21 protein-coding genes are annotated in these 23607 nt (G+C 70.3%); 1 reads left to right on the top strand and 20 read right to left on the bottom strand.

Annotated elements, in window-relative coordinates:
* Window positions 1-16: 16 nt before the first annotated feature.
* The 20 genes from murD to BXA03_RS19440 form a co-directional block, all read right to left on the bottom strand.
* A complete protein-coding gene (gene murD / locus BXA03_RS19535) occupies window positions 17-1768 on the bottom strand; it encodes a UDP-N-acetylmuramoyl-L-alanine--D-glutamate ligase (protein ID WP_076510866.1) in 1752 nt (583 codons plus the stop codon).
* Between the two features lie 13 nt (window positions 1769-1781).
* Window positions 1782-2960 (bottom strand): phospho-N-acetylmuramoyl-pentapeptide-transferase, encoded by a 1179-nt coding sequence (mraY, locus tag BXA03_RS19530; protein ID WP_076510865.1) that lies wholly within the window; start codon window positions 2958-2960, stop codon window positions 1782-1784.
* A 15-nt stretch (window positions 2961-2975) separates the two neighbouring features.
* Window positions 2976-4409, bottom strand: coding sequence for a UDP-N-acetylmuramoyl-tripeptide--D-alanyl-D-alanine ligase (gene murF / locus BXA03_RS19525; protein WP_234983757.1), 1434 nt, complete (start codon window positions 4407-4409; stop codon window positions 2976-2978).
* Window positions 4406-5905 carry a UDP-N-acetylmuramoyl-L-alanyl-D-glutamate--2,6-diaminopimelate ligase gene (locus BXA03_RS19520; RefSeq protein WP_076510864.1) on the bottom strand — a complete coding sequence of 500 codons (1500 nt, stop codon included), beginning with the start codon at window positions 5903-5905 and terminating at the stop codon, window positions 4406-4408. Before BXA03_RS19520 ends, murF begins: the two co-directional genes overlap by 4 nt.
* Window positions 5905-7656 carry a peptidoglycan D,D-transpeptidase FtsI family protein gene (locus tag BXA03_RS19515; RefSeq protein ID WP_076510863.1) on the bottom strand — a complete coding sequence of 584 codons (1752 nt, stop codon included), beginning with the start codon at window positions 7654-7656 and terminating at the stop codon, window positions 5905-5907. Before BXA03_RS19515 ends, BXA03_RS19520 begins: the two co-directional genes overlap by 1 nt.
* Window positions 7653-7997 carry a cell division protein FtsL gene (gene ftsL / locus BXA03_RS19510; protein WP_076510959.1) on the bottom strand — a complete coding sequence of 115 codons (345 nt, stop codon included), beginning with the start codon at window positions 7995-7997 and terminating at the stop codon, window positions 7653-7655. The genes BXA03_RS19515 and ftsL overlap by 4 nt, the downstream gene beginning before the upstream one ends.
* Window positions 7997-8974: a 16S rRNA (cytosine(1402)-N(4))-methyltransferase RsmH gene (rsmH, locus tag BXA03_RS19505; RefSeq protein WP_076510958.1), complete on the bottom strand. Its 978-nt coding sequence runs from the start codon at window positions 8972-8974 to the stop codon at window positions 7997-7999. Before rsmH ends, ftsL begins: the two co-directional genes overlap by 1 nt.
* A 5-nt stretch (window positions 8975-8979) precedes the next feature.
* On the bottom strand, window positions 8980-9414 hold the full coding sequence (gene mraZ, locus BXA03_RS19500; protein ID WP_076510862.1) for a division/cell wall cluster transcriptional repressor MraZ: 435 nt from the start codon (window positions 9412-9414) through the stop codon (window positions 8980-8982).
* A gap of 332 nt (window positions 9415-9746) precedes the next feature.
* Complete coding sequence (gene hslU, locus BXA03_RS19495; RefSeq protein ID WP_076510861.1) at window positions 9747-11078, bottom strand: ATP-dependent protease ATPase subunit HslU; 1332 nt, start codon at window positions 11076-11078, stop codon at window positions 9747-9749.
* A gap of 185 nt (window positions 11079-11263) precedes the next feature.
* Window positions 11264-11809 (bottom strand): ATP-dependent protease subunit HslV, encoded by a 546-nt coding sequence (gene hslV, locus BXA03_RS19490; protein WP_076510860.1) that lies wholly within the window; start codon window positions 11807-11809, stop codon window positions 11264-11266.
* Window positions 11810-11904: 95 nt separating this feature from the next.
* On the bottom strand, window positions 11905-13494 hold the full coding sequence (locus BXA03_RS19485) for a hypothetical protein (protein ID WP_076510859.1): 1590 nt from the start codon (window positions 13492-13494) through the stop codon (window positions 11905-11907).
* Window positions 13495-13536: 42 nt separating this feature from the next.
* The gene (gene dksA / locus BXA03_RS19480) at window positions 13537-14154 is read right to left on the bottom strand and encodes an RNA polymerase-binding protein DksA (protein WP_076510957.1); all 618 of its coding nucleotides are present in this window, start codon (window positions 14152-14154) and stop codon (window positions 13537-13539) included.
* A gap of 199 nt (window positions 14155-14353) precedes the next feature.
* Entirely contained in the window at window positions 14354-15415 is a 1062-nt protein-coding gene (locus tag BXA03_RS19475) for a CobW family GTP-binding protein (protein ID WP_076510858.1), read from the bottom strand.
* 103 nt (window positions 15416-15518) lie between these two features.
* Complete coding sequence (locus BXA03_RS19470) at window positions 15519-16721, bottom strand: class I SAM-dependent rRNA methyltransferase (protein WP_076510857.1); 1203 nt, start codon at window positions 16719-16721, stop codon at window positions 15519-15521.
* Window positions 16722-16768: 47 nt separating this feature from the next.
* Window positions 16769-17167, bottom strand: coding sequence for a DUF2306 domain-containing protein (locus BXA03_RS19465; RefSeq protein ID WP_076510856.1), 399 nt, complete (start codon window positions 17165-17167; stop codon window positions 16769-16771).
* 32 nt (window positions 17168-17199) lie between these two features.
* On the bottom strand, window positions 17200-18171 hold the full coding sequence (locus BXA03_RS19460; protein WP_076510855.1) for a tyrosine recombinase XerC: 972 nt from the start codon (window positions 18169-18171) through the stop codon (window positions 17200-17202).
* Window positions 18149-18739, bottom strand: a complete 591-nt coding sequence (locus BXA03_RS19455) for a YdcF family protein (RefSeq protein ID WP_076510854.1) — start codon at window positions 18737-18739, stop codon at window positions 18149-18151. The genes BXA03_RS19460 and BXA03_RS19455 overlap by 23 nt, the downstream gene beginning before the upstream one ends.
* Window positions 18740-18771: 32 nt before the next feature.
* Window positions 18772-19437, bottom strand: a complete 666-nt coding sequence (locus BXA03_RS19450) for a DUF484 family protein (protein ID WP_076510853.1) — start codon at window positions 19435-19437, stop codon at window positions 18772-18774.
* 64 nt (window positions 19438-19501) lie between these two features.
* Complete coding sequence (gene dapF / locus BXA03_RS19445) at window positions 19502-20380, bottom strand: diaminopimelate epimerase (protein ID WP_076510852.1); 879 nt, start codon at window positions 20378-20380, stop codon at window positions 19502-19504.
* A gap of 27 nt (window positions 20381-20407) precedes the next feature.
* Complete coding sequence (locus BXA03_RS19440; RefSeq protein WP_234983756.1) at window positions 20408-21664, bottom strand: amidohydrolase family protein; 1257 nt, start codon at window positions 21662-21664, stop codon at window positions 20408-20410.
* A 163-nt stretch (window positions 21665-21827) separates the two neighbouring features.
* On the opposite strand from BXA03_RS19440, the gene BXA03_RS19435 reads away from it, so the two are divergent.
* Window positions 21828-23528: an MBL fold metallo-hydrolase gene (locus BXA03_RS19435; RefSeq protein WP_076510851.1), complete on the top strand. Its 1701-nt coding sequence runs from the start codon at window positions 21828-21830 to the stop codon at window positions 23526-23528.
* Window positions 23529-23607 lie beyond the last annotated feature (79 nt).

The raw sequence follows: 23607 nt of genomic DNA, 5'->3' as shown, positions 1-23607 counted from the left end.
AATGGCCGGGCGGCGCTCATTCGTAGGCCTCCTCGTCGGCCAGCGCCTCGACCGCCTCGCGGAAGACGTCCGCCCGGTGCGCGTAGTCGCGGAACATGTCCAGGCTGGCGCAGGCGGGCGACAGCAGCACGGCGTCGCCGGGCTGGGCCTGGTCGGCGCACAGGCCGACGGCCTCGGGCAACGTGGCGGCGGTGAGCAGGGGCACGCCGGTTTCTGCCAGGGCCTCGCCGATGGCCGGACCGTCGCGGCCGATCAGCACCGCGGCACGCACGTACTGGCGCACCAGCGGCGCCAGCGGCGTGAAGTCCTGGCCCTTGCCGTCGCCACCCAGGATGACGACCAGCTTGCGCTCCAGGCCCAGACCCTGCAGTGCCGCCGCCGTCGCGCCGACATTGGTGCCCTTGCTGTCGTCGAAGTACTCGACCTCGTCGACGATGGCGATTGGCTCCACGCGGTGCGGCTCGCCACGGTACTCGCGCAGGCCGTAGAGCATGGGCGCCAGCGCACAGCCGGCGGCGCTGGCCAGCGCCAGGGCGGCCAGGGCATTCAGCGCGTTGTGCTGGCCCCGGATGCGCAGCGCATCGGCGGGCATCAGGCGCTGAAGATGGATCTCCTCCTGCACCGCGGCGCCGCGGCGCCGCTTGAGGGTCTCGTCGGCCTCGTGGGCGCGCACCAGCCAGGCCAGGCCGTTGACGCGCTCGATGCCGAAATCGCCAGGACGCTGCGGCAGGTCGGCCCCGAAGGTCACATGGGCGCGCAGTTGCGGGCGCTGCAGCCGCACCTTGACCGGCGCGGGCAGCATGCCCATCACGCGGACATCGTCCCGGTTGAGCACCATGAGGCCGGCCTGACCGAAGATGCGGGCCTTGGCCGCGGCATAGGCCTCCATGCCGCCATGCCAGTCGAGGTGGTCCTGCGTGACGTTGAGCACCGTGGCGGCGGTGGGCTCGAAGCCCTGCACGCCATCGAGCTGGAAGCTGGAGAGTTCGAGCACCCATACCTGCGGCAGCGCGTCGGCGTCCATGCATTCGGACAGCGTGTCCAGCAGGGAGGGGCCGATGTTGCCGGCCACCGCGACGGTCTTGCCGGCGCGCTCGACCAGCTGGCCGGTGAGCGCGGTCACCGTGGTCTTGCCGTTGGTGCCGGTGATGGCCAGCACGGCGGGGCGGTAGCCGGGCTCGGGCGCGGGGGGCGGGGCGATGGGCAGGGGCGCGGGCGCTTCGTCGGCGACTTCCTCGTCCGCAGCGACATCGCCGTCGCGGGCCGGCTCGGCGGCGATGTCGGCGTCGGCCGCTGCCGCGTCGGTGGACTGCGCGGGCACGGCGGCGGACGCTTCGGCTTCGGCATCCACCTGCGCCTCGCGCGCGCCATCGGCCGCAGCTCCGTCGGCCGCGGCCTCTTCACCCGGCACCGCCTCAGGCGGCACCCGCAGGTCCGCCAACGCCTGCGCGAACAGGTCCAGCTCGCCACCCACCGGCAGGCCGATGGCCCGCGCCGCATCGACCACCGGGGCGATGGTGGCAGGCGCCAGGCCCGGCGAACGGTAGACCGCGCGCACCGGCTGCCCCTCGACCAGCGCGGCCGTGAGCGGCCCGCCGATGAAGCGCACCTGCGGCAGCTCGGCGGCCAGCGTGGCCAGCTGCGGCGGCGCCTCGCGCGTGTCGGCCACCGTGACATGCGCACCGTGGCGGGCGCACCAACGCGCCATGGCCAGGCCCGAGGCGCCCAGGCCCAGGATCAGCACATGCAGGTCGGCGAGATGCTTCATGGTCTGCCGGTGCTCAACGCAGCTTGAGGGTGGACAGGCCCACCAGGCACAGCAGCATGGTGATGATCCAGAAACGAACCACGACCTGCGTCTCGCGCCAGCCGGACTTCTCGAAGTGATGGTGCAGCGGCGCCATCTTGAGGACGCGCCGGCCTTCGCCGTACTTGCGCTTGGTGTACTTGAACCAGCCCACCTGCGCCATGACCGAGATGGCCTCGACCACGAAGATGCCGCCCATGATGAAGAACACGATCTCCTGGCGCACGATCACGGCCACCGTGCCCAGCGCGCCGCCCAGCGCCAGCGCGCCCACGTCGCCCATGAAGACCTGCGCCGGATGGGTGTTGAACCACAGGAAGGCCAGCCCCGCGCCCGCCATGGCCGAGCAGAACACCAGCAGCTCGCCCGCGCCCGGAATGGATGGGAACAGCAGATAGCGCGAGTACATCGCGTTGCCCGTGATGTAGGCGAACACGCCCAGCGCCGAGCCCACCATCACCACCGGCATGATGGCCAGGCCGTCCAGGCCGTCGGTGAGGTTGACTGCATTGCTCGCGCCCACGATCACCAGGTAGGTGAGGATGACGAAGCCGATGCCGCCCAACGGATAGCTGATCTCCTTGAAGAAGGGCACGATCAGGTTGGTCTTGGGCGGGAAGTCGAGCGCGAAGCCCGAGCGTGTCCAGTTGACGAACAGCTCCAGCACGCGCCAGTTGGAGCTCTCCGAGATGGAGAACAGCAGGTACACCGCGGCCACCAGCCCGATGATGGACTGCCACATGTACTTCTCGCGCGAGCGCATGCCCTCGGGGTCCTTGTTGACCACCTTGCGCCAGTCGTCCACCCAGCCAATGGCGCCAAAGCCCAGCGTCACCCACAGCACGATCCAGACGAAGCGGTTGGACAGGTCGAACCACAGCAGCGTGGCGATGGCGATGGCGAACAGCACCAGCACACCGCCCATGGTGGGCGTGCCGCTCTTGGCCAGGTGCGTCTCCATGGCGTAGCCGCGCACTGGCTGGCCGATCTTGAGCGCGCGCAGCCGGCGGATGACCGCCGGGCCGGCGGCCAGGCCCACCACCAGCGCAGTGAGCGCGGCCATCAGCGCGCGGAAGGTCAGGTACTGGAACACGCGCAGGAAGCCGAGTTCGGGCGACAGCGTCTGCAGCCATTGGGCCAGGCTCATCAGCATGGGCGGGCGTCCGTGTCACGCAGCATGACCGGCCTCCTTGTTGTTGTGCGAACCGGCGACGCCAGCCACCAGGGCCTGCACCACGCGCTCCATCTTCATGAACCGCGAACCCTTGACGAGCACGCTCGATGCAGCGCCGGCCTGGGCCAGCGCCGCGGCGTTGAGGGTCTCGACGGCCTCGAAATGACGGCCGGCCGGGCCGAAGGCCTCCACCGCGTGGCGGCTGGCCTCGCCCAGCGCGAACAGCGCGTCGATGCCGCGCTGGCGCGCCCAGTCGCCCACCTCGGCGTGGAAGCGCGGGCCCTGGTCGCCCACCTCGCCCATGTCGCCCAGCACCAGCAGGCGCGGGCCGGGCAGTTCGGCCAGCACATCGATGGCGGCACGCACGGAATCGGGATTGGCGTTGTAGCTGTCGTCCACCAGCGTGAGGCGGCTGCCGTCGGCGCGCCGCAGGAGCTGGGCCCGCGAGCGGCCGCCGACGGGCTCGAAGGCCGACAGACCGGCGCCGATCGTGTCGACCGGCACGCCGGCCGCGAGAGCGCAGGCAGTGGCCGCGAGCGCATTGCGCAGGTTGTGCCGGCCGGGGATGGCCAGGCGCGCCTGCACGTCGCCGGCGGGTGTGTGGGCCGCGAAGCGCCAGGCCTCGCCGTCCCATTCGGCCTCGGCCAGCGAGACATCGGCCTCGGGCGATTCGCCGAACAGCAGGCAGGTGGCACCAGCGGGCACCAGACCGCGCCACAGCGCCGTGTAGTCGTCGCCATGCGGAAAGACGGCCGTGCCGCCCGCCGCGAGGGCCTGCAGCACGCAGCCGTTCTCACGCGCCACCGCCTCGACCGTGGCCATGAATTCCTGATGCTCGCGCTGCGCGTTGTTGACCAGCGCCACCGTCGGACGGGCGATGGCGGCCAGCCGCGCGATCTCGCCCGGATGGTTCATGCCCAGCTCGACCACGGCCAGGCGATGCTCCGTGCGCAGGCGCATCAGCGTCAGCGGCAGGCCGATCTCGTTGTTGAAGTTGCCCTGCGTGGCCAGGCTGGCCTGCGGCGCGGCGGCGCGCAGGATGGACGCGACCATCTGCGTGACCGTGGTCTTGCCGTTGCTGCCCGTCACGGCCACCAGTGGCAGCGTGAAGCGGGCGCGCCAGCCGGCCGCAATGGCGCCCAGCGCGGCCAGGGTGTCGGGCACTTCCAGGCCGGCGAGGCCCAGTGGCGCCAGACGCCCGGGCTCGGCCACGGCGGCGATGCCACCCTGGGCCTGCACCTGCGGCAGGAAGTCGTGCGCGTCGAAACGCTCGCCGCGCAGCGCGACGAAAAGGTCGCCCGCGGCCAGCGTGCGCGAGTCGGTGTGCACCCGCGCCACGGCGCGGCTGCCCTCACCGACCACGCGCGCACCCGGCACCCAGCCGGCGGCTTCGGACAGCGTGAAAAGAGATTCCATCGATGCGTTCATGCCGACCGGCTCCTGGCAGCAAGCGCCGCCTGCGCCTGGGCGCGATCGGAAAAGGGAAGGCGCCGTCCGGCGACTTCCTGGTAGTCCTCATGGCCCTTGCCGGCCAGCAGCACCACGTCCTGCGCGGCGGCCTCGGCCAGGGCCTCGGCGATGGCGGCGGCACGGTCGACCACGACGTGCGCGGCCTGCGGTGCGGACAGCCCCGCCACGATCTGGTCGACGATGACCTGCGGCGATTCGCTGCGCGGGTTGTCGCTGGTGACGACGACGCGGTCGGCGCCCCGCTCGGCCACGGCGCCCATCAGCGGGCGCTTGCCGGCATCGCGGTCGCCGCCGCAGCCGAACAGGCACCACAGCCGGCCGCCGCGCGCCAAGGCGAAGGGACGCAGCGCGGCCAAGGCCTTCTGCAGTGCGTCGGGCGTGTGCGCATAGTCGACCACCACCAGCGGCAGGCCGGCCTCGGCCGCGACGACATCCATGCGGCCGGGCACGCTGCTCAGGCGGGCGCAGGCCGCGGCCGCGTCGCCCAGCGGCATGCCAAGCGCGCGCAGCGTGCCGATCACGCCCAACAGGTTGGCCACGTTGTAGTCACCCACCAGCGTGGTCGCGACCATGGCTTCGGCACCGCCTTGCTCCACCACCTGGAAGCGCAGGCCCTGCGGCCCATGCCCTGCATCGCGGGCCGACAGGCGCGCGGGCGCACCGGCGGCGGAACAGGTCCACAGCCCGGTCAGGCCGGTGTCCAGCAACTCGCCCGCCAAACGTGCGCCCTGCGGGTCATCGATGTTGATCACCGCCGCCCGCAGGCCCGGCCAGCGGAACAGCTCGGCCTTGGCAGCCCAGTAGCTCGCCATGTCGCCGTGATAGTCCAGATGGTCCTGGGTGAAGTTGGTGAAGACCGCCACTTCGAAATGCAGGCCATCCAGGCGCCGTTCGGCGATGCCGATGGACGAGGCCTCCATGGCGCACGCCTTGACGCCCTTGGCGCCCAGGTCGCGCAGCGCGCGGTGCAGCGTCACCGGGTCGGGCGTGGTCAGGCCGTTGTAGTCGACGGCCGGCGGCACGCCGATGCCCAGCGTGCCGGCAACGGCACAGGGGCCGAAGGCGCTGCCTTCGAGCGCCTGGGCCAGCCACCAGGCGGTGGAGGTCTTGCCGTTGGTGCCCGTGACGGCCAGCAGCGTCATGGCGTCGGCCGGCCGGCCGCACCACGCGGCGGCGATGGGGCCCGTCGCGGCCTTCAAGCCGTCGTAGGCGGCCACGGCCGGCTCATCCGCGAAATCGTAGGTCTCGCTGCCTTCGGCCTCGACCAGGCAGGCAGCCGCGCCCTGCGCCAGCGCCGCACGCACGAAGCGCCGGCCGTCGGTGGCCGCGCCCGGCCAGGCGATGAAGCCGTCGCCCTCGCCCACGGCGCGGCTGTCCACCTGCAGTTGCCCGCGCACGCGCGCGGACAGCCAGGCGGCGGCCTCGTCGGGGGAGTGGAGACGGTGCAGCGTCATCAGAAGCTCTCGTCCACACCCTGTGTCAGCACCAGCGGCTTGACGGCCAGGTCGGGCGCGACGTTCATCATGCGCAGCGTCTGCTGCACCACTTCGCTGAACACCGGGCCGGCCACCGTGCCGCCGTAGAAGTTGCCGTCGCTCGGCTCGTCGATCATGACGCCCACGATGATGCGCGGCTTGTCGATGGGCGCCATGCCCGTGAACCAGCCACGGTACTTGCCCGCGGCATAGCCCTTGCCCACCTGCTTGCGCGCGGTACCCGACTTGCCGCCCACCGAGTAGCCCACCGTCTGTGCCAGCTGGCCCGTGCCGCCGGGGCCGGCGGCCATCTGCAGCATCTTGCGCACCGCCGCGGCCGTGGATGGCGAGAACACGCGCACGCCGGGAGGCGCGTCGCTGCTCTTGAGCATGGTCAGCGGCAGCACCTTCCCGTCGTGCGAGAAGGCGGTGTACGAGTGGCACATCTGCAGCAGCGAGGCCGACAGGCCGTAGCCGTAGGCCATGGTGGCCTGCTCGACGGGCTTCCAGGTCTTCCAGGGACGCAGGCGGCCGGGCGCCGCGCCGGGGAAGGTGATCTGCGGCTTCTGGCCGTAGCCCAGCGCGGTGTAGGTCTCCCACATCTCGCTCGGGCTCATCTTCTGCGCGATCTTGAGGGCGCCGACGTTGCTGGACTTCTGGATCACGCCCTCCACCGTCAGCACGCCGTAGTTGTGGGTGTCGCTGATGGTGAAGCCGCCGATCTGGTAGCGGCCGGGCGTGGTGTCGATGATGGTGCTGGGCTTGACGCGGCCGGCCTCCAGCGCCATGGCCACGGTGATCGGCTTCATGGTCGAGCCGGGCTCGAAGGTGTCGGTGATGGCGCGGTTGCGCAACTGCTCGCCGGTGAGGTTGCGGCGCTTGTCGGGCACGTAGCTCGGATAGTTGGCAAGCGCCAGCACCTCGCCGGTCACCGCGTCGAGCACCACCACGCTGCCGGCCTTGGCGCGGTGCTTGGTCACGGCATCGCGCAGCTTCTGGTAGGCGAAGAACTGCACCTTGGAATCGATGGACAGCTGGATGTCCTTGCCATCCAGCGGCGGCAGGCGCTCGCCCACGCCCTCGACCACGCGCCCCAGGCGGTCCTTGATCACGCGCTGCGAGCCGGGCTTGCCGCCGAGGTCCTTGTCGAAGGCCAGCTCGATCCCTTCCTGGCCATGGTCCTCGACGTTGGTGAAGCCCACCACGTGCGCGGCCGATTCGCCCTCGGGGTACTGGCGCTTGTATTCGCGGGTCTGATAGAGGCCCTTGACGCCCAGGGCGGCGATCTCCTTGGCGATGGGCTCGTCGACCTGGCGCTGGATCCAGACGAAGCTCTTGTCCTCGTCGGCCAGCTTCTTGTCCAGGTCCTGCTGCTTCATGCCCAGCAACTGGGCCACCCGGCGCAGCTTGGTGCGGGTCTCGGGGTCGTTGCGGTCGATGTCTTCCGGAATGGCCCACACACTGGGCGCGATCACGCTGGAGGCGAGGATCAGCCCGTTGCGGTCCAGGATGCGGCCGCGGCTGGCGGCCAGTTCGATGGTGCGGGTGAAACGCACCTCGCCCTGGCGCTGGAAGAAATCCTGGCCGATCACCTGCACATAGGCCGCGCGACCGGCCAGCACCACGAAGCCGAGCGCGATGGCGGCCACGATGAACTTGCTGCGCCACACAGGCGTCTTGCTCGCCAGCAGCGGGCTCGTGGTGTAGCGGACGGAAGGGCCGCGGCTCATCGGGTGCTCCTGGCTGCAGCAGCGGGCGCGCCGGCGGGCACGACGGGCGGTGCCGGCGGCACGGCGGGAATCACCGTGCCATCCGCCCGCACGTACAGCGTGATGGCGGGCGTGGTGGTGCGCATCTTGAGCTTGTCCTTGACCAGCGTCTCGATGCGCAGCGGCGTGGCCTGTGCACGGCGATCGACCTGCAGGCGCTCGTATTCGGTCTCCAGCGTGCGGGCCTCGGCCTGGGCGCGGTAGTACTGGCCGTAGAGCTGGCGCGACTGGTACTGGGTGTGCACCAGCAGCAAGGCGGTGCCGATCACGGCCAGCATGAGCAACAGGTTCAGGCGGGTGATCACGAACGCGACCTCCCGGACCGGCGCGCGTCGTCGGCGTGGCCCTGCATCTCGTGGGGCACGTCCGTGCGCTCGGCCACACGCAGGATTGCGCTGCGCGCGCGCGGATTGGCTGCCACCTCCTCGACCGAAGGCTTGATGCGCTCCAGCGCACGCAGCTTCATGGGCTTGGGCGCGGCGAAGGGGGCACGGCGGTCGTAGACCTCCTTCGAATGCTCGGCGATGAACTGCTTGACGATGCGGTCTTCCAGCGAATGGAAGCTGATCACCGCCAGCCGGCCGCCCGGCGCCAGCACCGACAGGCTGGCGCTCAGCGCCTGTTGCAGCTCTTCAAGCTCGGCGTTGATGAAAATCCGAAGAGCCTGAAATGTGCGCGTTGCAGGGTTCTGGCCCGGCTCGCGGGTTTTGACCGCGCCAGCCACGAGCTCGGCCAGCTCGGCGGTGGTTGAAATTGCGCCCCGTTCTTGTCGGCGAGCAGCAATCGCCTTTGCAATCTGAACAGCAAACCGTTCTTCGCCATAGTCACGGATCACCTCTGCAATCTGCTGTGGTTCGGCTGTGGCCAGCCAGTCGGCCACGCTCTGGCCGCGCGTGGGATCCATGCGCATGTCGAGCGGGCCGTCCAAACGAAAAGAAAAACCCCGGGCGGGGTTGTCGATCTGGGGAGAGCTGACGCCGAGGTCCATCAAGACCCCGGCCACACTGCCGGGTGGCAGTTCCCCCAGGTGGGCGAAGCCCTGGTGCCGGATGGAAAAGCGCGGATCCGCGATCTCCCCGGCCTGGGCCACCGCCTCCGGGTCCTTGTCGAAGGCGATGAGCCGGGCCCCGGGTGCCATCCTTTGAAGCAGCCGGCGGGAATGGCCGCCTCGGCCGAAGGTCGCGTCCACGAAGGTGCCGTCGGCCGCTGGCGCATGGCCGAGCACGGCTGCCACGCCCTCTTCGAGCAGGACCGTGGTGTGGAGGAAGGATGCAGCCATGTCGGTCACAGCTTGAGCATCCGGGCCGCTTCGGAGTTGCGGATGTTCTCCATCATCTCCGCCGCTTCCTTGGCCTGGTAGGCCGCCTTGTCCCACAGCTCGAAGCGATGGCCCACACCGAGCAGCAGCACGTCGCGGGTGATGCCCGCCAGCTCGCGCAGCTCGGGGGAGATGAGCACACGGCCCGTGCCGTCGAGCTCCACATCGGAGGCGCTGCCCAGGTAGAAGCGCTTGAGCCATTGCTCGGAGGACGGCAGGGCCGCCAGGCTGGCCCGCGCTTCCTCCCACACCGGGCGCGGATACAGGTTCAGGCCGCCGTCGGGATTGCGGGTCACGGTGATCTGGCCACCGGCTTCCGTGCGCAGGGCGTCCAGATACCGGGCAGGCATCGACAGCCGCCCCTTGGCATCCAGATTCAGCGATGACGTGCCCTGAAACACGAGCCCTTGACTCCCAAAAAAGCGGCCGGCGAACTGCCGAGTAGGACGGGGCCTAACCCACGTTTTCCCACTTTCCTGCACTTTTTTGCACTGTAGCAGGAAACAACCGGCTTCCTGCCGCTGTTACGCGGTATTTTTTGTAATGGAATCAAGGACTTAGAGCACAACTTTCCCGCTACATCCGGCTCTTTTTCTCGTTGCTAAATAAGCACTTAGCCATCACTGTGGAAGTTCCGCGTGAGCTGGCGTAGGTCTGCGCCCTCATCAATGACAAAAGCCCGGAGCGTTGCCACCCCGGGCCTCGGTAATGTCAGGAAGCTTTACGTTTCAGCTCACAAGATGAAACGCGACAAATCCTCGTCCTTGCTCAGCATGTCCAGGCGTGCATCGACATAGGCGGCATCGATGCTGACGGTCTGGCCGGACAGCTTGGCGGCGTCGAAGCTCACCTCGTCCAACAGCCGCTCCATCACGGTCGACAGGCGGCGCGCGCCGATGTTCTCGGTGCGCTCGTTGACCTCGAAGGCGATGGTCGCCAAGCGCGTGATCCCGTCGGGCGTGAACGCCAGCGTCACCCCCTCGGTGGCGAGCAGCGCCTCATACTGCTTGACCAGCGAGGCGCGGGTCTGGGTGAGGATGCTCTCGAAATCAGCAACCGACAGCGACTGCAGCTCCACCCGGATCGGCAGGCGGCCCTGCAGCTCCGGGATCAGATCGCTGGGCTTGGCCAGATGAAAGGCGCCGCTGGCGATGAACAGGATATGGTCCGTGCGCACCACGCCGTACTTGGTGGTGACGGCCGTGCCCTCCACCAGCGGCAGCAGGTCGCGCTGCACGCCCTGGCGCGACACGTCGGCGCCCTGCGCCTCGCTGCGGGTCGCCACCTTGTCGATCTCGTCGATGAAGACGATGCCGTTCTGCTCGGCATTGACCAGTGCCTGGGCACGGATCTCCTCCTCGTTCAGCAGCTTGCCGGCCTCTTCCTCGGTGAGCAGGCGCAGCGCCTCGGCGATCTTGAGCTTGCGCGTCTTGCGCCGGCCCTGGCCCATCTGGCTGAACATGCCGCGCAGTTGCTCGGCCATCTCCTCCATGCCCGCGGGGCCCATGATCTCCATCGTGGGCCGGGCCTCGGCCACCTCGATCTCGATCTCCTTGTCGTCCAGCTCCTTCTCGCGCAGCTTCTTGCGGAAGGCCTGGCGGGTGGCGTTTGCGCTGTCACTGGCCACGGCGCGGCCTTCTGCATCGCGGGCGGCGGGCAGCAGCGCGTCGAGGATGCGCTCCTCGGCCGCGTCCTCGGCGCGTACCCGCACCTTGGCCACCGCGGCCTCTCGGGTGCGCTTGACCGAGACCTCGGCCAGGTCGCGGATGATCGAATCCACGTCCTTGCCCACATAGCCCACCTCGGTGAACTTGGTGGCCTCGACCTTGATGAAGGGCGCGTCCGCCAGCCGCGCCAGCCGGCGGGCGATCTCGGTCTTGCCCACGCCGGTCGGGCCGATCATGAGGATGTTCTTGGGCGTGATCTCGGGCCGCAGCTTCTCGTCGACCTGCTGCCGACGCCAGCGGTTGCGCAGCGCGATGGCCACGGCCCGCTTGGCTTCCTTCTGGCCGACGATGTGGTTGTCCAGTTCGGACACGATTTCCTGGGGGGTCATGGCGGACATCGGGTTCCTATCCATTCAATGAAGCACGCGCCGCACACGGCACGGAAGAAGATGCGCCTTGGCGCAGTCAGACGGCCGCGGAGCAGGCCACGCCAGCAGCCGCCGCGGAACTGGCTTCGCCAGGCCGCGGGCGGCGCCCCCTCGCAGGGGGTTGGCGGAGCGCAAAGCGCGCAGCCTGGGGGTGGTCAAAGTTTTTCTATCGTGTGGTGCATGTTGGTGTAGATGCACAGCTGCCCGGCGATCTCCAGCGACTTGCGCACCACGTCCTCGGCCGACAGCTCGGTGTTCTCGACCAGCGCCTTGGCGGCCGAATGGGCATAGGCGCCGCCGGAGCCGATGGCCACGATGCCCTGCTCGGGCTCCAGCACATCGCCATTGCCGGTGATGATGAGCGAGGTGGTGTGGTCGGCCACGGCCAGCATCGCCTCCAGACGACGCAGCACGCGGTCGGTGCGCCAGTCCTTGGTGAGTTCGATGGCCGCCCGGGTGAGATGGCCCTGGTGCTTCTCCAGCTTGGCCTCGAACCGCTCGAAGAGGGTGAAGGCATCGGCCGTCGCCCCCGCGAACCCGGCAAGCACCTTGCCCTGGTACAGACGGCGCACCTTGCGCGCCGACCCCTTGAACACGATGTTGCCCAGCGTCACCTGCCCGTCGCCGCCGATGGCGACCTGCTCGCCCTGCGGCGTGCTGCGGCGCACGCTGATGATGGTGGTTCCATGAAATTGTTCCATCGCAGGCACGTGGGGACGTTCCTGGGCGGCGCAAGGGCGCCGGCGCGTTTTTTTCGGCAGCGTGTGGCGCTGGCGGCCTGAGCCGACCGCGCGCGTCAGCCCGCGCGCGGTGTGACCACGGCGCAGCGGTCGACGCCCGTCAGACGCAGGAATTCAGCCAGGACGCCCTGCACCTCCAACAGCCGCAGGCCGGGCCGTGCGCCCAGGCGCGCCCGCAGCGCCTCGGCCGCCGCGAGGTCCATGCGCACGAGCGCCGTGCAGTCGATCTCGGGCGCAGCGCCGGGCCGGTCGAGCGCCTCCTCGATCCGCAGCCAGGGCAGGCTGTCCGCACCGGCCAATTCGCCCGCAAGCACGGCACCGCGTGTCGCCACAGGCTCCAGGGCGCCGCGGGCGCTGGGGACGATCGCGTCCCCCATCTCGGCCACCGTGCCGCGCGGCGCCTGCCAGGACGGGGGCGTGATCTCGTAGGTGATGCAGTAGTTGAGCGCCACCAGCTCGAATTCGTCGAGCCGGTTCAAGAGGCGCAGCACGGCCAGGTGCAGGCTCCACCAGCCGGCGTCCACCCCCCGCTCGCCCAGTGGCGTGGCCGCGGTCAGGACGTCCAGCAGGCGCTCGGTGCCCATGAAGCCCATCTGCACCGGCGACAGGGCCCAGTGGGTGACCAGCGTCGTGAGCGGCTGCACCGCGTCGGCCTCGATCTGGCGAAGCCCCCGCCAATCCAGGCGCCACACGTTGCCCTTGGCGCGCGACAGCGCCTGGGTCAGCGCCAGAAGCGCCGGGCGATCGAGCCGGGCCGGCGCCTCCCAATCGGCGGCTGCCCGCGCGTCGAGACGCTGGGCGACCTCGCCGGTCCTCGCCTCCCGTGCGAGCGCATGCAGGGACACCCAGACGGGCATCGGCAGACCGAAGCGCTCGGCGTAGGGCACTGCCGCCTCGGCAAAACGTTCCGCATCGCCCGTTGCGCGGTAGAAATCGAGCAGTGCCCGCCACGTCTGCAACTGGTCGGCGAAGGCACTGCCCGGCACCAGGGCCTGGCGCAGCGCGCTTTCGGCGCCTGCGTCATCGCCTTGGGCAAAGCGGACGGCTGCCTCCTCGAGCGGCGTGTCGAACGCCAGCCGCGGTGTTTCGCCAGGCACCGGCGGCGGGTCGGCCGAGGCCAGCGGTGCCATCGCATGCGGCACGGGTGGGGCGGCTTCGCGCGGCGGTTGCAGGTCGGTCGGCACGACCGGCGCCGTGTCGGCATAGGCCCGCGCATGGTGTTCGGCCAGCGAGGCATCCGGCGCTTGCGTACCTCCCGGGGATGTCTCGCCCACGCCCCCAGGGCCCGTGGCCGAGGACTCGGAGGTCCACCACTGCTGCGACATCTGCGCCTCGATCTCGTCGATCTTGCGCAGCGTCAGCGCCCGCCGGTCGGTGGGACGGTCGCTGGAAGGCAGCGACGAGGAGATGTTGCCGGGATCTTCGGCGCCGCCACGTTGACGCAGCTTGCGCAGCATGTCGAACTCGCGCCGACGCACGAAGTCGTTGCGCTGGCGGCGCTCCATGAGCTCCTTGAGCGCCTCGCGGCTGTAGCCGGGTTCGATCGAACCGCCCGGCGCATCCTCGAGCTCGGACCAGTCCTTGAGCGGGTTGCGCACGAACTTGGCGACCTTGGAGAACAGGCCTCCGGTCTCGTCCTTGGACATGCCCCGTCGTGCGAGAGAAGGTGAAGGGAAGAGCGCGCGGACTCAGTCGCCGAACATCTTCTGCTTGAGCTCGCGGCGCTGCTGCGCTTCGAGCGACAGCGTGGCCGTCGGACGGGCCAGCAGGCGGCCCACGCCGATGGGCTCGCCGGTCTCATCGCAGTAGCCGTAGTCGCCGGCATCGATGCGGGCGATGGACTGCTCGATCTTCTTGAGCAGCTTGCGCTCGCGGTCGCGGGTGCGCAGCTCCAGGGCGTGCTCTTCCTCGATGGTGGCGCGGTCGGCCGGGTCGGGCACGACCACGGTGTCCTCGCGCAGGTGCTCGGTGGTCTCGCCGGCGTTGTCGAGGATGCCCTGCTTGAGCTCCTGCAGCTTGCGCTTGAAGTAGGCCAGCTGCGTGTCGTTCATGTACTCGCTGTCGGGCATCGCGATGACTTCGGCATCGGTCAACTCCTCGACCGGCTTGGTCTTCCAGTTGTTCGCGAGCTTGGGGTCCTTCTTGACGGACAGGAGGGGCGGGGGAACGAGGGCCGTGGACATGGTCGTTGAGAAACTGGCCTTGGGCGCGGTGGAGGCCACCGCCTGAGGCATGGACGGAACGGTCAATTGCGACAGCCGGGCCGAAGGACGCGCCCGCGGAGGCAATGCATCGGGGGACGGCACTGCATCGACGGCGACCGGCGTCTTGGCATCGAGGCCGGCGCTGGCCGGGGCGGTTTTCTTCACGTGGCGGGCTCCTTCACTGGCTGCGGTCTTCCCTGCCTACCCGGCATCGCCGAGGGTGGCGTCCGGAACAGGCGCGCGATTGTATAGAGAAAGCACCTTGCAAAAAGGTGACGGCGATCGGGCTAGCGCGAACGTCCTACACCAGGCATTGATCGAGGCCCTGCTCCAGGATGTCACGGGGCAGATCGATGCCGATGAACACCATGCGGCTCTCGCGCGCCTCGCCCTCGCCCCACTCGGGGCCGAGGTCGCTGCCCATGAGCTGGTGCACACCCTGGAAGATCACCTTGCGCTGGGTGCCGTTCATGTCGAGCACGCCCTTGTAGCGCAGCATGCGCGGGCCGTAGATGTTGACGATGGCACCCAGGAAGTCTTCCAGCCGCGCCGGATCGAAGGGCCGGCTGGCGCGATAGACGAAGCTCTTGACGTCGTCGTCCACGTGATGGTGGTGGCCGTGCCCATGGTCGTGCTGGTGCGAGGGATGGTCGCAGTGCTCGCCATGTTCGTGGTCATGGTCGTGATGGTCGTGCGCGTGGTCGTCCGCCTTCAGGAAGTCGGGGTCGATGTCGAGCTTGGCGTTGAGGTTGAAACCACGCAGGTCCAGCACCTTGGCGATGGCCACCTCGCCGAAGTGCGCCTTCTCGATGGGCGCGCGCGGGTTCATGTGCTTGAGGCGGTGGATCAGCGCGTCGGTGTCCTCGGCGCTCACCAGGTCGGTCTTGGACAGGAAGATCTGGTCGGCGAAACCCACCTGGCGGCGCGCCTCCTGGCGGTCGTTGAGCTGCTGCGCGGCATGCTTGGCATCGACCAGCGTGACGATGGAGTCGAGCAGGTAGCTCTCGGCGATCTCGTCGTCCATGAAGAAGGTCTGGGCCACGGGGCCGGGGTCGGCCAGACCGGTGGTCTCGATGATCACGCGGTCGAAGTCCAGCAGGCCCTTGCGGCGCTTGGCGGCCAGCAGTTGCAGCGCCTCGCGCAGGTCCTCGCGGATGGTGCAGCAGACGCAGCCGTTGCTCATCTGCACGATCTGCTCCTTCGACTCGGTGACCAGAATGTCGGAGTCGATGTTCTCCTCGCCGAACTCGTTCTCGATGACGGCGATCTTGTGGCCGTGCGACTCGGTCAGCACGCGCTTGAGCAGGGTGGTCTTGCCGGAGCCGAGGAAGCCGGTGAGGATGGTGGCGGGAATGAGGGCCATGGAAACGCTCCGGGAATGTCGGGACGACGGTGGAAACGGGAAAGGGGCGAAAGTTTAGGCCGGCCGCAAAAACTCGGCCGGCTGGCGCTCTTTGCGGGTGCGGCTACTTGCGCACCACCACCAGGCCCTTGAGGTACTCGCCCTCGGGGAATTCGATGGTCATGGGATGGTCGGGCGCCGCGCCCAGGCGTTCGGCGATGTAGCCGTCCACGCCGGCGTCGATGCCGGCGGAGGCCACGATCTTGTGGAACAGGTCGGCGCCGATACCGCCCGAGCATGAGAAGGTCAGCAGCACGCCGCCCGGCGGCAGCAGCTTGAAGGCCAGCCGGTTGATGTCCTTGTAGGCGCGGGCGGCGCGGTCCGCATGCGCCACGGTGGGCGCGAACTTGGGTGGGTCGAGCACGATGGCGTCGAACTGCCGTCCTTCCTCGATGAAGCGGCGCAGCGTCTGGTTGACGTCGGCATCCAGGAACTGGGCATTGGCCGACTCGAAGCCGTTCAGCGCGAGGTGCGCCCGCGCCCGGTCCAGCGCCGGCTGTGACGAATCGACGGAAACCAGTTCCGCGCCTTCCAGCGCACCCGCCGCCGCCAGCCCCTGCGCCGCGGCGACGGTGAACCCGCCGGTGTAGCAATAGCAGTTCAGCACGCGGGCGAAGCGCCGGTGCCGCGCCAGCTCCGAAAAACGCCGGCGGCTGTCGCGCTGGTCGAGGTAGAAGCCGGTCTTGTGGCCGGTGGCCACGTCCAGGCTCAGGCGCCAGTCGTGCTCCTGGATGGTGATCTCGGTCGGCCCCTCGCCGTGCAACCAGCCGGTGACCGGCGGCAGACCTTCGCGCTCGCGGCCGCTGGCGTCCGAGCGCTCGTAGAGCTTCGTCAGGCCAGTGGCGGCCAGCAGCGCATCGGCCAGCACGGCCTTCCAGCGCTCGACGCCGGCCGACAAGAACTGCGCCACCAGCGTGTCGCCATAGCGGTCCACGATCAGCCCGGGCAGGCCGTCGGCCTCGCCGTGCACCAGGCGCTGGCCGTCGCTGGCGATGTCGAACAGCCCGCGCGCCTGCACGGCGGCCCGGCAGCGGGCGGCGAAGAAGGCGGCGTCGATGCGCTGGCCCTCGTCGAAGCTCCAGGCGCGGGCGCGGATCTTGGACGCCGGGCTGCAGGCCGCCCAGGCCAGGAAGCGGCCGTCGTGCGATTCGATGCGCACCGTCTCACCCGCATCGCCGCCGCCCTTGGCGATGGCGGCGTCGAAGATCCAGGGATGGCGGCGCTGGAGCGAGCGCTCCTTGCCGGGCTTGAGGCGGAGTGTTTTCATGGACCGCCTATTGTCGGGGCGCCCCCGCGCCGGCCGAGGCAATGTCGTCAGTGCGTCCAGATCAGGTCGCCGAGATAGCGGCCCGGCAACAGTGTGAAGGCACCGGTCACCAAGCAAGCGCCAACATAGGTGCCGATCATCGTGCCGCGGTGTGCCGCGATTTGCCCCCGCAGCAGGAAGCGAAAAGCCAGAAACATGGCGATCCAGCTGACGGGCACCAGCAAGTGAATCAACGTGTAGCCGGCGACATTGGGCAATGCATAGTCGCGGATGAAGAGGGCCGAGAGCCCCGTCATGAGCATCAGCGTGATCCATGCGTAGCCAAAGGCGCGATGCATGCGCGGCTGTGGCCGTCGCCTCCATCGGGCCCGTATGGCAACCGGGCCCAAAAAGAGCGCACCCACCGCGCAGGCGAGATGCACGGCAATCACCGGCGTCATCTTCATATCGAGGCCCTCCCAGGCACGACTCTTCGAACTCAGTCCTCGCTGTCGCCCCGCGCATGCGCGCGGGGATGGGCCGCATCATAGATTTTGGCCAGGTGCTGGAAATCCAGCCGCGTGTAGATCTGGGTGGTGGAGATGCTCGCGTGGCCCAGCAGTTCCTGCACGGCGCGCAGGTCGCCGCTGGATTGCAGGAGGTGGCTGGCGAAGGAGTGGCGCAGCATGTGCGGATGCACCGGCGCGGCCACGCCGGCCTGGATGCCGCGGGCGCGCAGCATCTGCCAGACGGCCTGCGGGCCGAAGCGGCCGCCGCGCAGGCCGACGAAGAGCGCGGGCGAATCGACTGGGCGCAGCGCGCGCTGTTCCAGCCAGGCGCCCACGGCCTGCACGGCCGGGCCGCCCATCGGCACACTGCGCCGCTTGCCACCCTTGCCAAGCACATGCACCTCGGCCGACGGCAGGTCGAGCCAGCCGCGCGCTTCGGCGGAAGGGTCACGGTCCAGGCCGGTGAGTTCGCTCACGCGCAGGCCGCAGCCGTAGAGCAGCTCGACGATGCCGCGGTCGCGCGCCTCGGTCCAGGCATCGGCCTCGGGCCGCTGGTGCTCGGCCAGGCGCACGGCATCGTCCACGCCCAGCGCCTTCGGCAGCGGCCGCGGCGCCTTGGGCGCATGCACGTCCTGTACCGGGTTGCCCGGCACCAGGCCCTCGCGGCCCAGCCAGCGGTAGAAGCTGCGCCAGCACGAGAGCACCAGCGCGATGCCGCATGGCGCCCGGCCGGCGCCGTGCAACTGGGCCATCCAGCGCCGGATGTGGGCGGTGGCCACGCGCTGCAGCGGCAGGCCGGCATCGGCCGCGCGCTTCAGCAACTCGGCCAGGTGCAGCGCATACAGCTCGACCGTGCGCTCGGCGAGCCGGCGCTCCACCCGCACGTGGGCGAGGTAGCGGTCGACCAGGGCGCGGTCGGCGTCCGCGGCGGACGAAGGATCAGTAGTCACCACGGAGGGCATTGTTGACGACAGCCGCCACCTCGCGCAGCGACGCACGCGCGGCGCGGTCCCAGCGCCGGCAGGGCGCGGGGGCGGCGGCGTACTGCACGTCGAAGGCGGCCTCGAAGCCGCTGCCACGGGCCAATTGGCGGGTGCGCCAGAGGTGCGAGGGCTCGGTGACGACGATCACGCGCCGCACGCTGGCGGCTTCGAGCAGCGGGCGCGAGAGCCGCAGGTTCTCGCGCGTCGACTGCGAGGCGGATTCGCGCAGCACCGGGCCGGTGTAGCCCGCCGCGCGGGCCAGGCCCTCCATGGCCTCGGCCTCGATGCGGCCGTCTTCATGGTCCACGCCGCCGGTCATGACCAGCAGCTTGACGCGGCCCGCCCGGGCCAGCGCCACGGCCGCATCGACGCGCGAGGCCAGGCAGGGATTGGGCGCGCCGTCGACGAAGGCCCGGTTGCCCAGCACCAGCGCGGCATCGGCGTCCTGCGCGGGCGGGCTCGCCAGCACGTGCGCGCCATGGCGCTTCACCATGATGTGGATCGCCCCGCCCGCCACCAGGCCCAGGACGGCAAGGACGAGCCCCACCCGACGCCAGCCTCCGCCGCGCGCCGGATGCCTCAAGCGCGCAGGCGCGACAGCGCGGCCGAGGCCAGCTGGGCGATGCGCTCCAGGAAGTCGGTGCCCATCTCGGCGTTGTAGCGTTGCGGATCGGGCGAAGCGAGCACCAGCAGGCCGAAGGCGGGCGCGTCGGCGGCGGTGCGCAGCGGGATCAGCGCCAGCGACTGGGCCTGCTGTGGCTCGTTGAGCCAGGCCGTGGCCTCGAAGCCGGCGTTGAGTCCGATGTAGGGCGTGGTCAGCGAGGTGGCCAGCGCCTTCACGTCCTCGCTCACGCCCTGGGTGTAGCCCTCGCCGGCATAGGCCGGGTCCAGGTCCCAGAGCTTGATGGCCGTCTGCGGCACCATGAACTGCTGGTGCAGGCCCTTGATGATCTCCCAGGGCAGGCCGCGCAGGTCGCGCCAGGTGAGCAGCGACAGCGTCCAGCGCTGCAGCCGGTCGGCCGTGACCACGTTCTCGGTGCCGTGGCGCACCATGTCCATGATGCGGTGTTCCAGCGCCTTGATCTTCTCGCGCAGCATCTCGGCCTGGCGCTCCTGCAGGCTCACGGCACGCTGGCCGTGCGGGCTGGTCAGCTGCACTTCGGCCAGCAATTGGGCGTGGCGCTCGAAGAAGTCGGGCGTGTTGGCCAGGTAGTTGGCGATGTCGTCTTCGGTGATGGGGTTCATGGCAGCGGCGGGCGGTCGGTGGGTGCGGGGCGTTCGGCGCCGCACCGGAGAGAAAGGAAAAGGTTCAGAGTTCGTCGGGCACGTCGATCTCGCCCGCGAAGACGGTGACGGCGGGACCGGTCATCAGCACCGGGTCGGCCTCGCCGCCGGCCCATTCGATGGTGAGGATGCCGCCGCGGGTCTCGACGTCGACGCGTCGGTCGAGACGGCCCAGGCGGATGCCGGCCACCACCGCCGCGCAGGCACCGGTCCCGCAGGCCAGCGTCTCGCCCGCGCCGCGCTCGAACACGCGAAGGCGCACATGGGTGCGGTCCACCACCTGCAGGAAGCCGGCGTTGACCCGCTGAGGAAAGCGCGGATGGTGCTCGATGCGCGGGCCCTGCTCGGCCACCGGTGCGGTCTCGACGTCGTCCACCAGCTGCACGGCATGCGGGTTGCCCATGGAGAGCACGGCCACCGGCACGATGGGGCCATCGGCCTCGGTGGAGAGCGCCAGATGCCAGGTGTGCCAGCCGCCGTCGGTTTGCGGATCGAGGCCCGCGGTGTCGAAGGGCACTCGGGCCGGCTCGAAGACCGGCGGGCCCATGTCGACGGTGACGCGGCCGTCGGCCGTCATGCGCGGGGCGATCACGCCCGACAACGTCTGCACCCGCACCACGTCCTTGTCGGTCAGGCCGCGCTCGCGCACGAAGCGCATGAAGCAGCGGGCGCCGTTGCCGCACTGTTCGACCTCGCCGCCATCGGCGTTGTGGATGACGTACTGGAAGTCCACGCCCGCAGCGGGCGAGGGCCGTACGCTGAGGATCTGGTCGGCACCCACGCCGAAGTGGCGGTCGGCCAGGAATCGGTACTGGCCGGGCGTCAGGCCGAGGTGGCCGGCGGTCTCGTCGAGCACGACGAAGTCGTTGCCCGCGCCCTGCATCTTGGTGAAGCGGATTCGCATCGGCGGATTATCGGCGGCGGCCTGCCGTCACAAGAGCGGCATGGGCTCGGCCGGCCGAGCCTCTTCGCCGGGCAGACCGGGCAGCAGCCGGTCGTCGCGGGCAACGATCCGTCCGCCTGCCACCACCAGCCGGCGCGGCGGTTGGGCCACGACCGCTTCGGCCACGGTCTCGGACTCGACCAGCACCAGGTCGGCCCGGCAGCCGGGTGAAAGGCCGTACCCGTCGAAACCACAGGCCCGGGCGCCGTCCGCAGTGATGCAGTCCAGCGCCTCATCGATCTCGTCATCGCGGCGCAGGTTGTAGCGAAGGCCGATCTGCATGGCGCGCGCCAGCATGTCGGGGCGGCCGTAGGGCGTCCAGGTGTCGCGGATGCCGTCGTTGCCGCCCGCCACCGTCACGCCGGCGGCGCGGGCGGCCAGCAGCGGCGGCACGGACCGCGACGGCGGCGCGCTGGTGATGAGGGCCACGTCCAGCGCGGCCAGGCGCGCCAGCAGGGCCTGAACCTCGGTCGCGGGCAGATCGCCCAGGCAGAAGGCATGGCTGACCGCCACGCGGCCTTGCATGCCAAGGGCGGCGGTGCGCTCCAGGATCAGGCCCAGCGAGAAGGCGCCCATGGCACCGGGCTCATGCAGGTGGATGTCGAGCGGCTTGCCATGGCGCTCGGCCAGGCCAAAGAGCACATCGAGCGAGCGCACCGGGTCGCCATCGATGGCGCAGGGATCCAGCCCGCCCAGCACATCGGCCCCCTCGACCATCGCCGCATCCAGCAGGTCGGCCGTGCCGGGCCGCCCGAGCAGGCCGGACTGCGGAAAGGCCACGGTCTGGATCTGCAGCCAGGGTGCGAGCGCCTCGGCGGTGCGCTGCACGCCAGCCAGGTGACGCAGGCCGGCCTGGGTGTCGATGTCCACGTGGCTGCGCAGCCGCGTGGTTCCTGCGGCCAGGAAGGCCCGGGCCAAGCGCATCGACTGCACGGCGGCGTCGTGGCCGCTCGCCGCGCGGAACTCGCGTTCGTTGTCGATGCGGTCGATCAGCCGGTTGCCGACGGCATTGCGGTACCAGGGCAGGCCCCAGAGCGTCTTGTCGAGGTGGGTATGCGACTCCACCAGGCCAGGCAGCAGCAGCGCGCCGCCGCCCTCTTCCTCAGGCGTGCCGGGGGGTGGGGCGAGGTCGGGGCCGACGGCGACGATGCGACCCTCCTGCACCAGCACATCGACCGCAGCGCCGCCCATCGGCCGCACGCGGCGCAGCAGCCAGGCGGTGTCCATGGCGCGTATCGGATCCATCCGGCTCTCCTCGGTGCCCCGGGCCTGGCGCATCCCGCCGGCAGCGCCGACCATGCCGCAAGGCACGGGCCGACTTCGAGGCAAAGCGCCCATCATGCCATCGCCTCGGCCGGCCCGGGAACGCGACCATGCGCGCCTGCACCGCGCTGCTGATAATGCACCGATGCCCCGGCTCTCCCAGCAACTCCATCCCCCGCGCGAACCGGCCCCCGCGCGTGCGGCCGCCACCGTGCTGCTGCTGCGCGATACCGAGCTGGGACTCGAGGTGCTGATGACCCGGCGGTCGCCCACCGCCAGCTTCGCCCCGGGTGCCTATGTCTTCCCAGGCGGCCGCGTGGACGACGAGGACACCGAGGCCCGCCGCATCGCCCTGCGCCGCCGCACCCAGCCGCGCGTGCAGCTGACCCATGCCATCGCCGCCGTGCGCGAGGCCTTCGAGGAACTGGGTGTGCTGCTGGCCGAGCATGCCGACGGCCGGCCCGTGAGCGCGGCCGAGGTCGCCACCATGGACCGCGACACCCCGCCCGCCGTGCCCTTCGCCCAGCAGTGCGCGCAGCGCGGCCTGCGGCTGGCCACCGACCGGGTGTTCGCCTTCGCGCACTGGATCACCGACCGGGACCTGCCCAAGCGCTTCGACGTGCTCTTCCTGGTGGCGCGCATGCCGCCCGGACAGACGCCGCTGGCCGACGAGTCCGAACAGTTCGAGCCCTGCTGGGTCCGGCCCGCCGATGCGCTGGAACGTCATGCCGCCGGCCGCTTCGACATCATCTTCCCCACCATCCGAACGCTGCAGCGGCTGGCCACCTACGCCAGCGTGCATGCCGTGCTCGAAGCCTGCGCCGGCGAGCGTCCGCTGTGGAGCAGTTGCCCGCGCGCCGGTCTGCTCAAGGGTGAGGAAGCGCGCTACATGGAGCACGAGGCGCCCTTTGGGGAACTGGCCCTGGTCTGCCCCGACGGCCAGATGGGCCACCCGCTCGACTGGCAGCACGAGGCGCCCGTGCCGCTGCTGCGCAACGTGCAGCGCCTCACCGCGCCCAACGGCAGCGTGATGACCGGGCCCGGCACCAACACCTACATCGTGGGCGATCGCGAAAGCGGCTACATCGTGGTCGACCCGGGGCCCAACGACTTCGACCACATCGGCCGGCTCTGGCGCGCCACGCACGGCGACATCCGTGCCATCGTCTGCACCCATTCGCACGCCGATCACTCGCCCGGCGCGCAGCCGCTGCAGGCGCTGTGCGAGCGGCGCCCCCCCATCCTCGGACTGCCCTCGGCGCCCACGGCGAGGCCCACATCGCGCTTCACGCCCGACCGCGCGCTGGCGGATGGCGAGAGCCTCAAGCTCGAAGGTGCGCCCGCCGACGATGGCAGCGGCCAGCGCGTGGTGCACACGCTGCGCGTCATCCACACGCCCGGCCATGCGGCCAACCACCTCTGCCTGGTGCTGGAGGAGGACGGCCTGCTCTTCTCCGGCGACCACATCCTCAACGGCAGCACCACCGTCATCGATCCGCCGGACGGCAACATGAGCGACTACCTCGAATCGCTGGACCGGCTGGACGAGGCCTGCGCCGCCTTCCATGTCGAGCACATCCTGCCCGCGCACGGCTATGTGCTGGGCACGGCGCGCACGGCCATCGCCCGGCTCAAGGCGCACCGGCTGCAGCGCGAGGCGAAGATCGCCGCCGCCATGCGCAAAAAGCCCAGCGGCACGCCGCAGGACTGGCTGGAGATCGCCTATGCCGACACGCCGCGCCACCTGTGGCCGGTGGCCGCGCGCTCGCTGGAGGCGCACATCGAGCGCATCCTGGTGCGCGCCTCCGAGCCCGCGCCGCAGCCTTCGCGCTTCGACCCCGAATGAGCGGCGACGCGAACCGCCCGCCCCGCGTGCGCGCCGCCCGGCCTGACGGCGCGCCGCCCCGGAACCCGCGGTCCCCCCC

Origin of the sequence: Pseudacidovorax sp. RU35E (assembly GCF_900156165.1) — a bacterium.
In the GTDB taxonomy this organism is placed as follows: Bacteria; Pseudomonadota; Gammaproteobacteria; order Burkholderiales; family Burkholderiaceae_C; genus Xenophilus.
The sequence above is the reverse complement of the archived record's forward strand: the minus strand, read 5'-3'. Positions and strand labels throughout refer to the sequence as shown.

Excerpts from the sequence above, each read along its gene's own strand:
- murD (WP_076510866.1), bottom strand. The coding sequence starts at position 1,768 with ATGAAGCATCTCGCCGACCTGCATGTGCTGATCCTGGGCCTGGGCGCC.
- BXA03_RS19470 (WP_076510857.1), bottom strand. The coding sequence starts at position 16,721 with ATGAAAACACTCCGCCTCAAGCCCGGCAAGGAGCGCTCGCTCCAGCGC.
- BXA03_RS19515 (WP_076510863.1), bottom strand. The coding sequence starts at position 7,656 with ATGAGCCGCGGCCCTTCCGTCCGCTACACCACGAGCCCGCTGCTGGCG.
- rsmH (WP_076510958.1), bottom strand. The coding sequence starts at position 8,974 with ATGGCTGCATCCTTCCTCCACACCACGGTCCTGCTCGAAGAGGGCGTG.
- BXA03_RS19475 (WP_076510858.1), bottom strand. The coding sequence starts at position 15,415 with ATGGCCCTCATTCCCGCCACCATCCTCACCGGCTTCCTCGGCTCCGGC.
- BXA03_RS19465 (WP_076510856.1), bottom strand. The coding sequence starts at position 17,167 with ATGAAGATGACGCCGGTGATTGCCGTGCATCTCGCCTGCGCGGTGGGT.
- BXA03_RS19520 (WP_076510864.1), bottom strand. The coding sequence starts at position 5,905 with ATGACGCTGCACCGTCTCCACTCCCCCGACGAGGCCGCCGCCTGGCTG.
- mraY (WP_076510865.1), bottom strand. The coding sequence starts at position 2,960 with ATGCTGATGAGCCTGGCCCAATGGCTGCAGACGCTGTCGCCCGAACTC.
- hslV (WP_076510860.1), bottom strand. The coding sequence starts at position 11,809 with ATGGAACAATTTCATGGAACCACCATCATCAGCGTGCGCCGCAGCACG.
- BXA03_RS19450 (WP_076510853.1), bottom strand. The coding sequence starts at position 19,437 with ATGAACCCCATCACCGAAGACGACATCGCCAACTACCTGGCCAACACG.
- BXA03_RS19440 (WP_234983756.1), bottom strand. The coding sequence starts at position 21,664 with ATGGATCCGATACGCGCCATGGACACCGCCTGGCTGCTGCGCCGCGTG.
- hslU (WP_076510861.1), bottom strand. The coding sequence starts at position 11,078 with ATGTCCGCCATGACCCCCCAGGAAATCGTGTCCGAACTGGACAACCAC.
- dapF (WP_076510852.1), bottom strand. The coding sequence starts at position 20,380 with ATGCGAATCCGCTTCACCAAGATGCAGGGCGCGGGCAACGACTTCGTC.
- murF (WP_234983757.1), bottom strand. The coding sequence starts at position 4,409 with ATGAACGCATCGATGGAATCTCTTTTCACGCTGTCCGAAGCCGCCGGC.
- BXA03_RS19435 (WP_076510851.1), top strand. The coding sequence starts at position 21,828 with ATGCCCCGGCTCTCCCAGCAACTCCATCCCCCGCGCGAACCGGCCCCC.
- BXA03_RS19485 (WP_076510859.1), bottom strand. The coding sequence starts at position 13,494 with ATGTCCAAGGACGAGACCGGAGGCCTGTTCTCCAAGGTCGCCAAGTTC.
- BXA03_RS19460 (WP_076510855.1), bottom strand. The coding sequence starts at position 18,171 with ATGCCCTCCGTGGTGACTACTGATCCTTCGTCCGCCGCGGACGCCGAC.